Source organism: Sedimentimonas flavescens (assembly GCF_025154035.1).
Classification (GTDB): domain Bacteria; phylum Pseudomonadota; class Alphaproteobacteria; order Rhodobacterales; family Rhodobacteraceae; genus Rhodobacter; species Rhodobacter flavescens.
The window spans coordinates 143,878-157,245 of the sequence record NZ_JAOALJ010000006.1 but is presented as its reverse complement, the minus strand read 5'-3'; the positions used below and the strand labels follow the sequence as shown (position 1 = coordinate 157,245).

The following is a 13,368-nucleotide window of genomic DNA, read 5'->3' as shown; positions in this document are numbered from 1 at the left end:
GTAAGCGGGATAAAAGGCCAAAGGCTATGAGGCAAGAGGGGGTTTCAGGTGGGACGCGAAACGGTCACGCGGCGCGGGGCGCTTGCACTGGCACTCGGCGCGGCGCTTCTGGCGGCGGGGTGCTCGCCAGTTTATCGCAACCACGGCTACGTCCCTCTGGAAGAGGATCTGGCGAAGATCGAGGTCGGCAAATCGACGCGCGACGATGTCGCGGCGGCGGTTGGACGTCCGTCTTCGGCCGGTCTGCTTGAGGGTTCGGGCTGGTATTACGTAGGCTCGCGCTGGAAGCATTACGGTGCGTTCCCGCCCGAGGAACTGGATCGCCAGGTCGTCGCGATCACCTTTACCCAAGCGGGCGTCGTCGAGAATGTTGAGCGTTTCGGGAGTGAGCGTGGCGAAGTCGTCGTGCTGTCGCGGCGCGTGACCGAGACCTCGATCAAGGGTATCGGCTTCGTTCAGCAGCTCATGGGCTCGTTCGGTCGGGTTTCGGCCGGCCAGGTCCTCGACCGCTGATTTCTTTCCTGGACGGGGTGCCGCGCTGCGGCATCTTTCGTCTTGCGCAGCGTTGGCCATCGGCTAGGCTTTGGACAGGCTCGACACCTGTCCGGGGGGAAGGATGCAGGCGCTCAGCAAGGGTCGATATACCGTTCGTCTGGCAAGCACGCCGCAGGATGTGCGTGCCGCGCAGGCGCTACGCTGGAAGGGGTTCCTCAGCCGCAAGCACGGCGTAGGCGTGACGTCTCAGGATGCGCGGCTTGACGCCGACGGGTTCGACCCGATCTGTCAGCATGTGCTGGTCGAGGATGCGCAGTCGGGTCGGCTCGTCAGCTGCTTTCGCCTCTTGCCGCTGCGGGATGGCTCCGAGATCGGCCGCAGCTATTCAGCGCAGTATTACGACCTGTCGGCGCTGAGGAGCTTCGATCTGCCGATGGTCGAGATGGGGCGCTTCTGCATCGACCCAGAGTGTCAGGACCCAGACATCCTGCGCCTCGCCTGGGGGGCGGTGACGCGCTTTGTCGATGAGACCGGGGTGGGGATGCTGTTTGGCTGTTCGTCCTTCACCGGAACCGACTGGACGCATTACAGCGATTCCCTCGCGCTGCTGGCCGCGCGCCACCTTGCGCCCGCCGAGTGGGCCCCGCGCGAGGCGGCGCCCTCGGTTGTCCGCTATTCCGAACGTCTGGCCGCGCATATGCCTGATGCCAAGACTGCCCAACAGCGGATGCCGCCGCTATTGCGCACCTATCTGCTGATGGGGGGCTGGGTCAGCGATCACGCGGTGGTCGATCCCGCGCTGGACACGTTCCATGTCTTCACGGGGCTTGAGATCGCCGCCATCCCGCCCGCCCGCGCACGTGCGCTACGGCTGGTCGCGGGCTGAGCGCGCAGCTAGCCGTTGACGTTTTCCTTGCGCCCGAGTAGCCGGAGCGCATGGCACGCGCACCCCTTCTTCAGCTCTCGGGCATCTCGCTCACCTTCGGCGGCAACCCCGTTTTCGACGGCCTCGATCTGGTCGTGCAGCCCGGCGACCGGGTTGCTCTGGTCGGCCGCAACGGCTCGGGCAAATCGACGCTGATGAAGGTGATGGCCGGGCTGGTCGAACCCGATCACGGCGAGCGGATCGTGCCCGTCGGCGTGCGTGTCGGCTACATGGAGCAGGAGCCCGACCTGTCGGCTTTCGCGACGCTCGGTGATTTCGCGGCTTCGGCGCTGGATGCCGCGGAACGCTACAAGGTCGATATGGTGGCCGAGGGGCTGAAGTTTCGCCCCGACACGCCGGTCGAGACCGCCTCGGGGGGCGAGCGGCGCCGTGCTGCGCTGGCCAAGCTTCTGGCCGAGGCGCCGGAGCTGATGCTGCTCGACGAACCGACGAACCACCTCGACATTCAGGCCATCGGCTGGCTCGAGGAGCAACTGTGCGACACTCGCACCGCCTTCGTCCTGATCTCGCACGACCGCGCTTTTCTACGCGCACTGACCCGCGCGACGCTCTGGATCGATCGGGGGCAGGTGCGTCGGCAGGAACGCGGCTTCGAGACTTTCGAGGAATGGCGCGAGCAGGTCTGGGCCGAGGAAGACGAGGCCCGCCACAAGCTCGACCGCAAGATCAAGGCCGAGGCGAAATGGGCGGTCGAAGGCATCTCGGCCCGGCGCAAGCGTAACATGGGGCGCGTGCGTGCGCTGCAAGCCCTGCGCGAGGAACGCGCCAGCCAGATCCGCCGTCAGGGCACCGCCGCGATGGAACTCGATGCGGGCACCCAATCGGGCAAGCGCGTGATCGAAGCGCGCGGCCTGTCCAAGCGCTACGCCGAGAAGCAGATCGTCAAGAGCTTCGACCTGCGCGTGCTGCGCGGCGACCGCGTGGCCTTCGTCGGCCCGAACGGTGTGGGCAAGACCACGCTGCTGAAGATGCTGACCGGAGAGGTCGCGCCGGACGAGGGCACTGTCGCGCTCGGCACCAACCTCGAGGTTGCGGTTTTCGATCAGGCCCGCGCCACCCTCGATTTCAGCATGTCGCTCTGGGACGGGATGGTGAACGACCCAGACATGCGCGTCTCGGGGCGCTCCGATCAGGTGATGGTGCGCGGCACGCCCAAACACGTGGTGGCTTATCTCAAGGATTTCCTCTTCGACGAACAGCAGGCCCGCGCGCCCATCGGCTCGCTATCGGGCGGTGAACGCGCGCGGCTCTTGCTGGCGCGGATCATGGCCAAGCCCTCGAACCTGCTGATCCTTGACGAACCGACGAACGATCTCGACGTCGAGACGCTCGACCTGCTGCAAGACATCCTGGGCGAATACGACGGCACCGTGCTTCTGGTTAGCCACGACCGCGACTTCATCGATCGGGTCGCTACCACCACCATCGCGATGGAAGGGGATGGCCGCGCCACCGTCTATGCGGGCGGCTGGAGCGATTATCAGGCGCAGAAAGCCCTGAGCGCCCCGGAGAAATCCGTCGAAAAGCCCGCGCCGAAGAAGGCTGAAGCCGCCCCCGCGCCCAAGGAAGCGCCGAAAAAATCCGGCCTCAGTTTCACCGAAAAGCACCGCCTCGAAGCCTTGCCGGGCATTATCGAAAAGCTCGAGTTTGAAATCGGCAAGCTCTCGGAGCTGCTCGGCGACCCGGATCTCTTCACGCGCGAGCCGGTCAAGTTCCGCAAGGCGACCGATATGCTGACCGAACGACAAGCCACGCTCAGCGCCGCCGAGGAGGAATGGCTGACGCTCGAAGAAAAGGCACAGGGCTGATCTGACGCAGCGTCACTTTGGCCAAGGCTTCCCCTCTTCAATGTGGTGAAAATATCCTGCGGGGGTCCGGGGGTGCAAAACCCCCGGCCTAACAGGAGAATTTCATGCAGCATGCACCGCAGGGGCCCCTGACAGGTCTTCGCATCGTCGAGATCTCAGGTCTTGGCCCCACGCCCTTCACGGCGCAACTCTTTGCCGACATGGGCGCCGAGGTGATCCGCATCGCGCGCCCCAATTCTGCGGGGGCCGAAAACCACGTGCTGGGCATGGAGAACGACCCGCTCGACCGGGGCCGCGATGTGCTCGAACTTGACCTCAAGAACCCGGAACACCACGCCATCGCGCGCCGCCTGATCCTGCGCGCCGACGCGTTGATCGAGGGGATGCGCCCCGGCGCGATGGAGCGCCTTGGCCTTGGCCCCGAAGATTTTCCCGAGAACCCGGCCCTCGTTTACGGTCGCATGACCGGCTGGGGGCAAAACGGCCCGCTGGCGCATAGGGCAGGGCATGACATCAATTATCTGGCCCTGTCCGGCGCGCTCGGCGCGATCGGAACCGCTGAAACGCCGGTGGTCCCGCTCAACCTCGTGGGCGATTTCGGCGGCGGCACGATGTATCTGGCCTTTGGCATGATGACGGCGCTGTGGTCTGCGCGCACGAGCGGTCGCGGGCAGGTCGTCGATGCGGCGATCACCGACGGGGTGGCAAGCCTTCTGGGCATGATTCACGGGATGGCCGGGAACGGCCTGTGGTCGGACCGCCGGGGCGAGAACATGATCGACGGCGGTATCCCGTGGTACGGCACCTATGCCTGCGCTGATGGCGGGCATATGGCGATTGGCCCGCTCGAGCCGAAGTTCTGGGCCGAGCTGCAACGACTGATGGGCTTTGCTGAGGGTGAGTTGCCCGACCGCGCCGACAAGACCCGCTGGCCCGCCCTGCGCGCGGCGCTTGCGGCGCGCTTTGCGGAAAAGACGCGCGACGAATGGGCCGCGATCCTTGAGCCCTCCGACGCCTGCGCGACGCCGGTACTGATGCTTTCCGAGGCCGTGCACCACCCGCATAATGTCGCCCGAGGGGCCTATCTTGAACACGAGGGCATGGTTCAACCCGCCCCCGCGCCCAAGTTGTCGCTGACCCCGGGGGCGATCGGTCCGGGCTCGACCCGGAACCGTATCCCCCCCGAGGAGGCGCTCAACCGCTGGCAGGCCTAGCGGTTGTCCGGCTGTGCGCGCACCGACAGGCGCCCGCGCAGAGAGATCCGGTAGGGCCGACCGTTCTGGCTTTCGATCAGCCGCCGCTTGCGCAACCGCGCGAACAGATCGAGCGTGCAATCGCTCAGGATCAGCCCGTCGCGTGTTACGCAGAGCACTTCGGTGATCTTGCCAGCCTCGCGCATATGTCGGATCTGCCCGCCCTGCGCCAGCGCGTGAAGCACGCGCTGTTCGCGTTTCGAGATATTCATGATGTCCTCGAGTGGAAAGCATGGCACAAGACACCCGACCGCATCGGCGGCGGGGTGGATGTGTCCGGGGTCATCCCGGCTCACAGCTTGCGCACAGTCTCCAGCATCAAGGCTCCGTCATTGGCCGGGATGTTCCCGGCTCGCGGCCAAGATAGGTGCGGAATTCCCGCCAGACAAGGCCGAAGCCCTTGACAGGCGGGGGGTGGATCACCCATAAGCCCCCAACCCGGCGGAAGGAGTCTCTTTCCGCCGGGAATCGTTTTGTAACAACGCCCCTGACGGGGCGCGCAGTCCGAGGCGGGGAAACCCGGCAAACCGAAAGGTGCCACAGGGCGCGGTTGACACAAAGGAATGGCCCATGTTTGCGGTCCTCAAGACTGGCGGCAAGCAATACAAGGTTCAGGCGGGCGACGTGCTCCGCGTGGAACTGATTGCCGCGACGGCTGGCGATAAAGTCCAGTTCAACGAAATCCTGATGGTGGGCGGTGACACGCTGACCGTTGGCGCCCCGCTCGTCGAAGGTGCCGCGGTGGTTGCCGAAGTCATCGACAACATCAAGGCCGACAAGGTCATCACCTATCACAAGCGCCGCCGCAAGCACTCGTCGCAGCGCACCCGTGGCCACCGTCAGAAACTGACGCTGGTTCGCGTGACCGAAGTTCTCGCTTCGGGCGCCGACAAGTCGGGCGTGAAGGAAGCTGTTGGCACCGCTGCTGCGCGTCGCACCGCGCACGAAGCGAAGTAAGAGGAGGCCTGACCTATGGCACACAAGAAAGCTGGCGGTTCTTCCCGCAACGGTCGCGACTCTGCTGGTCGTCGTCTTGGCGTGAAGCTCTACGGTGGCCAGGCGGCCATCCCGGGCAACATCATTGCGCGTCAGCGCGGCACCACCTGGTGGCCGGGTGAAGGCGTCATGATGGGCAAAGACCACACCATCTTCGCCGTTACCGAAGGCAAGGTTACCTTCCGCAAGGGCCTTAAAGGCCGCACCTTCATCTCGGTGCTCCCTGTTGCGGAGGCGGCCGAGTAAGCCGAACTCGACCCGCATAACGACAGGGGGGATCGGCTGGAAGGCCGGTCCCCCTTTCGTTTTCCGGATCTCTGTTCGGGGCGAGTGGAGGCGCGCCGAGCGGGGTTTCACTAAAAATTCAGGGGCATGGGCTTAACTTTGTCATCAGCCCGCCCAATTTGAAGAATAGGTCGGTAAGACCAGCGTTTCGAGGAGGAGCGCCATGTTTCAAGATACAATTTCGACACAGCCGGTGATTGAGGCCGAGCGGTTCATCCTGCGCCCCCTGCGCAAGTCGGACGCGGGGCTCATTGCAATGTATACCGCCGACAAGCGCGTGGCCGAGGGCACGCGCGCCATTCCCCATCCGCTGCCACCTGGCGCGACTGAAAGCTATATCACCCGCGCGATGTCGGATACCCGCAGCGAGGATGTCTGGGCGCTCGACGGTTCGGCACAAGGCTTGGCCGAGGTGCTTGGCGTGGTTTCGCTGACCCATCTCGATGATAACCAGTCCGAGGTCGGTTTCTGGGTCGGTCCGGGATTCTGGAACACGGGCTTTGCGTCCGAGGCTGTCGCGGCCCTGGTCGAGGCCAATCCGCACAAGGCCCGTACGCTCTTCGCCGAGGTGTTTCAGGACAATCCGGGTTCGGCCCGCGTCCTGACCAATGCCGGGTTCGAATACCTGGGCGATGCCGAAAGCTGGTCGGTGGCGCGTGGCGCCCGTGTGCCGACCTGGACCTATCTGAAAAAGATGGCCTGAACTTGAGCGACCTGCCGATCCGTTCCGCGCGCCTCGTGCTGGATCGGCTGGTCGCTGCTGACGCCGAGGACTTTCGGCGGATCGTCACGATCCCCGAGGTCGGGCGGATGCTCTTCATCTTTCCCGCCGATTACACGACCGAGGCCGCCGCTGCGCTGATCGCGCGCGACGCAGATCCGGCGCGCCGCCCGCTGCGACTTGCGATCCGGCGCCCCGGAAGCGACCGGCTTTGGGGTGCGATCGGGTTGGGGGCAGGGGATCGGCCCGACATTTACTATTTTCTCGACCCCGCCGCAGCCGGGCAGGGCTTGATGCGAGAGGCGGTCGCGCTGTTTTTGCCCTTCGTGCGGGCGCGGTTCGCCCTGCCAGCGCTTGGCGCCAAGGTTTTCACGGATAATCCCGCATCGGTCCGCGTACTTGAGGCCAACGGGTTCCAGCGGGTCGGGCATGACGAGGTGCAATCGGCGCAGCGCGACGAATTGCATCCGGTCTGGCTCTATCGCGCCGAATACGCCGATCCCCACGCCCCGCTTGAATAAATCCGGCGGGCGGCGTATGTCGGCGCCTTGCAAGCAAGGACCAAAGCCGATGAAATTCCTCGACCTCGCCAAAGTCTATATCCGCTCGGGTGGCGGCGGTGCCGGGTGCGTCTCGTTCCGGCGCGAAAAGTTCATTGAATTCGGCGGCCCGGACGGCGGCGATGGCGGCAAGGGCGGCTCGGTCTTTGTCGAGGCGGTCGAGGGGCTGAACACGCTGATCGACTTCCGCTACCAGCAGCATTTCTTCGCGCAGAGCGGCCAGCACGGCATGGGCAGCCAGCGCACCGGCAAGGATGGCGACGACATCGTGCTGAAAGTGCCGGTGGGCACCGAAATCATCGACGAGGACGAGGAAACCGTCATCGCCGATCTGACCGAGGTCGGGCAGCGCGTGCTGCTGGCCAAGGGCGGCAACGGCGGCTGGGGCAACCTGCATTTCAAATCCTCGACGAACCGTTCGCCCTCGCGCGCGAATCCGGGGCAGGAGGGCGTCGAGCGGACGCTGTGGCTGCGCCTCAAGCTGATCGCCGATGCGGGCCTGCTGGGTCTGCCGAATGCCGGTAAATCGACCTTCCTGGCCGCCGTGTCGAACGCGCGCCCCAAGATCGCGGATTACCCGTTCACGACGCTGGTGCCGAACCTGGGCGTGGTGGGTATCGATGGGCGCGAGTTCGTCATGGCCGATATTCCGGGTCTGATCGAGGGCGCCTCGGAAGGGCGCGGCTTGGGCGATCAGTTCCTGGGCCATGTCGAGCGTTGCTCGGTGCTGCTGCATCTGGTCGATGGCACTTCGAGCACGATCACCAAGGATTACCGCACCATCATTCAGGAGCTTGAGGCTTATTCGCCCGAGCTTGCCGAAAAGCCCCGCGTCACCGTGCTCAACAAGATCGACGCGCTTGACGCCAAAACGCTCTCGAGCCGCAAGCGCTCGCTTGAAAAGGCCGTGGGTGGCCCGGTGATGCTGATGTCGGGTGTAGCCAAGAAAGGCGTGAACGAGGTGCTGCGCGCGCTCTGGGCCGAAATCTCGGAGGACCGCCGCAGCGAGGAAGAGGCGCAACCGTGGCGACCCTGAAACCGGATGTGCGGGCCGCGCGGCGGCTGGTGATCAAGATCGGCTCGGCGCTTTTGGTGGGCGCCGGGGGGCTCAAGACCGATTGGCTGAAGGCGCTGGCCGAGGATGTGGCCGAGGCCCGTGCGCGTGGCTGCCATGTGGTGCTGGTGTCCTCGGGGTCGATCGCGCTTGGCCGCCGGGTTCTGGGCCTGCCGCTTGGCGCGCTGCCGCTGGAGCAAAGCCAGGCTGCGGCCGCCGTCGGCCAGATCCGCTTGGCGCGCGCCTATGAAGAGGTGCTCGCGCCCCACGGTGTGACCACCGCACAGGTGCTGGTGACGCTGGAAGATACCGACGACCGGCGCCGCTACCTGAACTCGCGCGCGACGATGGAGACGCTGCTGTCGATGGGCGTCGTGCCGATCGTGAACGAGAATGACACCGTCGCCACCGACGAGATCCGCTTTGGCGACAACGACCGTCTGGCCGCGCAGATCGCGGTCACGGTGGGCGCCGATCAACTGGTTCTGCTGTCGGATGTGGACGGGTTCTACTCGGCCAACCCGAAAGAAGATCCCACCGCGATCCGGTTCGAGCTGGTCGATAAGATCACCCCTGAGATCGAGGCGATGGCGGGCGATCCGATCTCGGGCCTCTCGAAGGGGGGGATGAAGACCAAGCTGCTGGCGGCCAAGACCGCCGTGGCGGGGGGCTGTGCCATGGCGATCATGGAGGGCTCGACGCCGCGCCCGCTGAGCGCGCTGGCCGAGGGGGCGAACTGCACCTGGTTCCTGCCCGAGGGCGATCCGCAGGTGGCCCGCAAGCGCTGGATCGCAGCGATGAAACCGCGCGGAGAGATTTTCGTCGATGCGGGTGCGGTGAACGCGCTCTTGTCCGGCAAGTCGCTTCTGCCTGCCGGGGTGACCAAGGTTGTCGGCCGTTTCGGCCGGGGCGAGCCGGTGGTGATTGCCGGCCCCGATCGCGCGGTTCTGGCCAAGGGGTTGGTGCGTTACACCTCGGACGAGGCGCGACTGATCGCGGGGCACCGCTCGGCCGAAATTGCCGAGTTGCTGGGCTATCCGGGTCGCGCGGCGCTGGTGCATCGCGACGACATGGCGATGGGATAGGAAAGGGGGCCGCTGGCCCCCTTTCTTCATTTCGCGATCCGGTCGAGCACGCGCACCCAGCTGCGTATGCCTTTGTGGAAGCTTTTCACGTCATATTTCTCGTTCGGGCTGTGGATCTGGTCATCGTCGCAAGCGAAGCCGATCAGCATCGCGTCCATGTTCAGGATCGTCTTGAAATAGCCCGCAATCGGGATCGAGCCGCCGCAGCCGGTATAGACCGCAGGCACGCCCCATTCGTCGGAAAGCGCTGCGCGCGCGGCCTCAAAGGCCGGGTCGGTGATTTCCATCACGCTGGCAGGGCTGCCGATGGGTTCTTTCCACTCCAGCGAACAGTCGGCGGGCAGTTGCGCCTCGATCCAGGCCTTGAAGGCGGGCAGGATCTTGTCGGGGGCTTGCCGCGACACGAGGCGAAAGCTGACCTTGGCGCTGGCCTCGGCGGGCAGCACGGTCTTGAAACCCGCGCCGGTGTAGCCGCCCCAGATCCCGTTGATCTCTGCCGTCGGGCGGGACCAGAGCTGTTCGAGCGGCGTGCGGTCAACCTCGCCCGCCGGAACCGAGAGGCCCACGTCGCCCAGGAACTTGCCCGCATCGAACGGTAGCGATTGCCACTGCGCGCGCACGGCATCGGGCAGTTCATCGACGTCATCGTAGAAGCCCGGAACCGTGACGCGGCCCTGATCGTCGTGCAGCCCGCCCAGAATCCGCGTGAGCACCCGGATCGGGTTCATCCCCGCGCCGCCATACATGCCCGAGTGCAGGTCCTTGGTCGCCGCATTGATCGTGAATTCCACCTTGGCAAGGCCGCGCAACATCATCTCGATCGCGGGCTGGGTGTCGGCGAAAAGCCCGGTGTCACAGATGAGCGCGAGGTCGGCGGAAAGCTCCTCGCGGTTGGATTCCATGAAGGGAATGAGCGAGGGCGAACCCGATTCCTCTTCTCCCTCAAGGAAGATCGTGAGGTTGCCGGGCAGGTTGCCGTGGATCTCCTTATAGGCGCGGCAGGCCTCGATGAAGGTCATCAACTGCCCCTTGTCGTCCGAGGCGCCGCGTGCGCGGATCACCGCGCCCTTGGCGGTTTCCTCAATCGCCGGGTCGAAAGGATCGCGGTCCCACAGGGCAAGCGGATCGACCGGCTGCACGTCGTAATGGCCGTAGAACAGGATATGGCGGCCGGGTGCCTCGTGCCGCGCCACGACCATCGGATGGCCGGGGGTGGGGCGCACAGATGCGGTGAAACCAAGCGATTCCAGTTCCTTGACCAGCCAGTCGGCGGCGGCGGCACAATCGGGCTTGAAGGCCGGGTCGGTCGAGATCGAGGGAATGCGCAGCAGGTCCACAAGGCGATCGAGCGCCTGCGGCAGGGTCTCATCGACGCGGTTCAGAACGGCTTGCAGGGTCATGCGGATCTCCTTTTCTGCGCGAAACCTAGCAGTCCGGTTCGCGCTGTCCAGCCGGTCGCGGGGCGTGATAGAAATGTACGATACATTCCAAAGTATGAATTGATTTATCGGCGCGACATTTTTACGCTCCCATTTTGGGTATTTGACCTTTATCAATGCCCGGCGCGAATGGGGCCGGTATGGCTCTTCCCAGCGAACTTTGGCGAGGGAAACGGAAATGGACTATAATCACGCTCTCGACATGGCGATTCAACGTCTGCACGACGAGGGGCGCTATCGAACCTTCATCGACATCGAGCGTGAGAAGGGCGCCTTCCCGAAAGCGGTCTGGAACCGGCCGGATGGCGACAAGCAGGACATTACCGTGTGGTGCGGCAACGACTATCTGGGCATGGGCCAGAACCCGGTCGTGCTGGCGGCCATGCACGAGGCGCTCGACGCGGTTGGCGCGGGTTCGGGCGGGACGCGCAACATTTCCGGCACCACGGCCTATCACAAGCGGCTTGAGGTCGAACTGGCCGATCTGCACGGCAAGGAAGCGGCTCTGGTCTTCAGCTCGGCCTATATCGCGAATGACGCGACGCTGAGCACGCTGCCCAAGCTGTTCCCCGGCCTGATCATCTATTCGGATGAACTGAACCATGCCTCGATGATCGAGGGGATCAAGCGCAACGGCGGCGCCAAGCGCATCTTCCGCCACAATGACGTCGCCCACCTGCGCGAGCTGCTGGCAGCCGACGATCCGTCGACCCCCAAGCTGATCGCCTTCGAGTCGGTCTATTCGATGGACGGCGACTTCGGCCCGATTTCCGAGATCTGCGACCTGGCCGAGGAATTCGGCGCGCTGACCTATCTTGATGAGGTCCACGCGGTGGGCATGTATGGCCCGCGCGGCGCCGGTATCGCCGAGAAGATCGGCGAGATGCACCGTATCGACATTTTCAACGGCACGCTCGGCAAGGCTTTCGGCGTGTTCGGCGGTTATATCGCGGCCTCGGCCAAGATGGTGGATGCGATCCGCTCCTATGCGCCGGGCTTCATCTTCACCACCTCGCTGCCGCCGGCCATTGCTGCGGGCGCTGCGGCCTCGATCGCGTTCCTCAAGACTGCGGACGGCCAGAAGCTGCGCGACGCGCAGCAGCTGCACGCCAAGGTTCTCAAGATGCGCCTCAAGGCGCTCGGCATGCCGATCATCGATCACGGCTCGCATATCGTTCCGGTGGTCATCGGCAATCCGGTGCATACCAAGGCGCTGTCGGACATGCTGCTGGCGGAATTCGGCGTCTATGTGCAGCCGATCAACTTCCCCACCGTTCCGCGCGGAACCGAGCGGCTGCGTTTCACGCCCTCGCCGGTGCACGATCTGAAGCAGATCGACCACCTTGTGCGCGCCATGGATGCGCTGTGGTCGCGCTGTGCGCTGAATCGTGCCGAAGCATCGGCTTAAGTCGCTTCGCGGATGCACAGCTCTCCTGCTTGTGATAAACACAGGGTAAGGGTTAGGGATCACATAACCCGAATCGACAACCTTTAGTGTTTTGGGGCAGGGGCAGCCACATGATCGGGCGGAGGAGCAAACCTTCGACGCAGGCCGAGGACAAGCCGAAAGGCTTTGACGATTTCGAGCTTCGTCTTGGGGATCTCATGCGCGGGGAGCGCGCAACTCTGGCGAAGTCGCTATTGGATGTGCAGCGAGAGTTGCGCATCAAAGCGGCCTATATCGCGGCTATCGAAAGCTGCGATGTCGCCGCGTTCGAGACACCCTCTTTCATCGCCGGTTATGTCCGATCCTACGCCCGTTACCTCGGGCTCGATCCGGATTGGGCGTTCGAGAGATTCTGCCTGGAGGCGGGCTATCAGCCCACGCACGGCATGGCCGCGGCGGCGTCCGGGCCCAAGCCGCAGCGCCGCCCGACCGAGGTCGCCGAGGCGCTGGCCAATCCCAATGCAACCTTCGTTCCGCGCACCCAGGCGTTCTGGAGCACGATTGAGCCGCGCGCGATCGGCTCGGTATTCGTGCTGGCGCTGCTGGCGGGCGGGATCGGCTATGGTGGCTGGTCTGTCCTGCAAGAGGTGCAGCGCGTGCAACTGGCTCCGGTCGATCAGGCGCCTGGCGTCGTGGCCGAGCTTGACCCGCTGCAAGGCGCGCGGCCCATGCGTATGGCCGAGACCGACGACAGCCTGCCCGACCTTCCGGTGCCCGAGGCGCTGGACCGCATCTATCGCCCCGCCGCGCTCGATACCCCGGTGCTGATTGCCCGCGATGGCCCGATTGCCGCGATCGACCCCTCGCAAACGGGTGTTCTGGCCGGGCTGGCGGGCGCGAAACCCGCGATCGAAACCGCACTGGCCGAGGCTTCGGTCGAAAGCATCGATACGCTGGTGCGCACTGTCGCCGCCGAGGCGCCTGCGCTTGAAATTCTTGCCGTGCGTCCCGCATGGGTGCGTGTGAGCGCGGCCGACGGCAGCGTTCTCTTCGAGAAGGTGATGGATGCGGGCGAACGCTACACGCCGCCCAAGCTCGAAGAGGCACCTGTGCTGCGCACGGGTGAGTCGGGTGCGATCTACTTCGCGGTGAACGGCGTGGCCCATGGCCCGGTCGGCAAGCGCGGCGAAGTGACCAAGAACATCGTGCTGGCCCCCGAGGCCGTGACCGAGAAATATGCGACGGCCGAGATCGACGCAGATGGCGACCTTGCGCGGATGATCGCCGTGGCAGATGCCAGCGCGGTGGCGACGGTCAATCCCGCAGGCCAGTGATTTCC

General features: G+C 64.9%; 14 protein-coding genes. 12 read left to right on the top strand and 2 right to left on the bottom strand.

Annotated elements, in window-relative coordinates:
• Positions 1-48 precede the first annotated feature (48 nt).
• The 4 genes from N3C64_RS12575 to N3C64_RS12560 all read left to right on the top strand — a co-directional run bounded on the left by N3C64_RS12575 (position 49) and on the right by N3C64_RS12560 (position 4,463).
• Positions 49-513, top strand: coding sequence for an outer membrane protein assembly factor BamE (locus N3C64_RS12575; protein ID WP_260014735.1), 465 nt, complete (start codon positions 49-51; stop codon positions 511-513).
• A gap of 103 nt (positions 514-616) precedes the next feature.
• Complete coding sequence (locus N3C64_RS12570; RefSeq protein ID WP_260014734.1) at positions 617-1,381, top strand: GNAT family N-acetyltransferase; 765 nt, start codon at positions 617-619, stop codon at positions 1,379-1,381.
• Between the two features lie 50 nt (positions 1,382-1,431).
• On the top strand, positions 1,432-3,249 hold the full coding sequence (locus tag N3C64_RS12565) for an ABC-F family ATP-binding cassette domain-containing protein (protein WP_260014733.1): 1,818 nt from the start codon (positions 1,432-1,434) through the stop codon (positions 3,247-3,249).
• 104 nt (positions 3,250-3,353) lie between these two features.
• On the top strand, positions 3,354-4,463 hold the full coding sequence (locus N3C64_RS12560) for a CaiB/BaiF CoA transferase family protein (RefSeq protein WP_260014732.1): 1,110 nt from the start codon (positions 3,354-3,356) through the stop codon (positions 4,461-4,463).
• Here N3C64_RS12560 and N3C64_RS12555 read toward each other — a convergent pair.
• Positions 4,460-4,714 carry a YjhX family toxin gene (locus N3C64_RS12555; protein ID WP_218629687.1) on the bottom strand — a complete coding sequence of 85 codons (255 nt, stop codon included), beginning with the start codon at positions 4,712-4,714 and terminating at the stop codon, positions 4,460-4,462. The genes N3C64_RS12560 and N3C64_RS12555 overlap by 4 nt on opposite strands.
• Positions 4,715-5,072: 358 nt before the next feature.
• On the opposite strand from N3C64_RS12555, the gene rplU reads away from it, so the two are divergent.
• The 6 genes from rplU (at position 5,073) to proB (ending at position 9,203) form a co-directional block, all read left to right on the top strand.
• Entirely contained in the window at positions 5,073-5,459 is a 387-nt protein-coding gene (rplU, locus tag N3C64_RS12550; protein ID WP_260014731.1) for a 50S ribosomal protein L21, read from the top strand.
• A 15-nt stretch (positions 5,460-5,474) separates the two neighbouring features.
• The gene (gene rpmA, locus N3C64_RS12545) at positions 5,475-5,744 is read left to right on the top strand and encodes a 50S ribosomal protein L27 (RefSeq protein WP_218629689.1); all 270 of its coding nucleotides are present in this window, start codon (positions 5,475-5,477) and stop codon (positions 5,742-5,744) included.
• 202 nt (positions 5,745-5,946) lie between these two features.
• A complete protein-coding gene (locus N3C64_RS12540) occupies positions 5,947-6,486 on the top strand; it encodes a GNAT family N-acetyltransferase (protein ID WP_218629690.1) in 540 nt (179 codons plus the stop codon).
• Positions 6,487-6,488: 2 nt separating this feature from the next.
• Entirely contained in the window at positions 6,489-7,025 is a 537-nt protein-coding gene (locus tag N3C64_RS12535) for a GNAT family N-acetyltransferase (RefSeq protein WP_260014730.1), read from the top strand.
• Between the two features lie 49 nt (positions 7,026-7,074).
• A complete protein-coding gene (gene obgE / locus N3C64_RS12530) occupies positions 7,075-8,100 on the top strand; it encodes a GTPase ObgE (protein WP_260014729.1) in 1,026 nt (341 codons plus the stop codon).
• Positions 8,088-9,203, top strand: a complete 1,116-nt coding sequence (proB, locus tag N3C64_RS12525; protein WP_218629693.1) for a glutamate 5-kinase — start codon at positions 8,088-8,090, stop codon at positions 9,201-9,203. The genes obgE and proB overlap by 13 nt, the downstream gene beginning before the upstream one ends.
• 26 nt (positions 9,204-9,229) lie before the next feature.
• On the opposite strand, the gene N3C64_RS12520 is transcribed toward proB, so the two are convergent.
• Positions 9,230-10,603 (bottom strand): M20/M25/M40 family metallo-hydrolase, encoded by a 1,374-nt coding sequence (locus N3C64_RS12520; RefSeq protein WP_260014728.1) that lies wholly within the window; start codon positions 10,601-10,603, stop codon positions 9,230-9,232.
• 217 nt (positions 10,604-10,820) lie between these two features.
• Here N3C64_RS12520 and hemA point away from each other — a divergent pair, with 217 nt between their 5' ends.
• Together hemA and N3C64_RS12510 are read left to right on the top strand one after the other, a co-directional pair.
• Positions 10,821-12,050 (top strand): 5-aminolevulinate synthase, encoded by a 1,230-nt coding sequence (hemA, locus tag N3C64_RS12515; protein ID WP_218629695.1) that lies wholly within the window; start codon positions 10,821-10,823, stop codon positions 12,048-12,050.
• Positions 12,051-12,160: 110 nt separating this feature from the next.
• Positions 12,161-13,363: a helix-turn-helix domain-containing protein gene (locus N3C64_RS12510; protein WP_218629696.1), complete on the top strand. Its 1,203-nt coding sequence runs from the start codon at positions 12,161-12,163 to the stop codon at positions 13,361-13,363.
• Positions 13,364-13,368: the final 5 nt, after the last annotated feature.

Coding starts and splice junctions, on each gene's coding strand:
- N3C64_RS12570 (WP_260014734.1), top strand. CDS start 617: ATGCAGGCGCTCAGCAAGGGTCGATATACCGTTCGTCTGGCAAGCACG.
- N3C64_RS12565 (WP_260014733.1), top strand. CDS start 1,432: ATGGCACGCGCACCCCTTCTTCAGCTCTCGGGCATCTCGCTCACCTTC.
- N3C64_RS12560 (WP_260014732.1), top strand. CDS start 3,354: ATGCAGCATGCACCGCAGGGGCCCCTGACAGGTCTTCGCATCGTCGAG.
- N3C64_RS12555 (WP_218629687.1), bottom strand. CDS start 4,714: ATGAATATCTCGAAACGCGAACAGCGCGTGCTTCACGCGCTGGCGCAG.
- rplU (WP_260014731.1), top strand. CDS start 5,073: ATGTTTGCGGTCCTCAAGACTGGCGGCAAGCAATACAAGGTTCAGGCG.
- rpmA (WP_218629689.1), top strand. CDS start 5,475: ATGGCACACAAGAAAGCTGGCGGTTCTTCCCGCAACGGTCGCGACTCT.
- N3C64_RS12540 (WP_218629690.1), top strand. CDS start 5,947: ATGTTTCAAGATACAATTTCGACACAGCCGGTGATTGAGGCCGAGCGG.
- obgE (WP_260014729.1), top strand. CDS start 7,075: ATGAAATTCCTCGACCTCGCCAAAGTCTATATCCGCTCGGGTGGCGGC.
- N3C64_RS12520 (WP_260014728.1), bottom strand. CDS start 10,603: ATGACCCTGCAAGCCGTTCTGAACCGCGTCGATGAGACCCTGCCGCAG.
- hemA (WP_218629695.1), top strand. CDS start 10,821: ATGGACTATAATCACGCTCTCGACATGGCGATTCAACGTCTGCACGAC.
- N3C64_RS12510 (WP_218629696.1), top strand. CDS start 12,161: ATGATCGGGCGGAGGAGCAAACCTTCGACGCAGGCCGAGGACAAGCCG.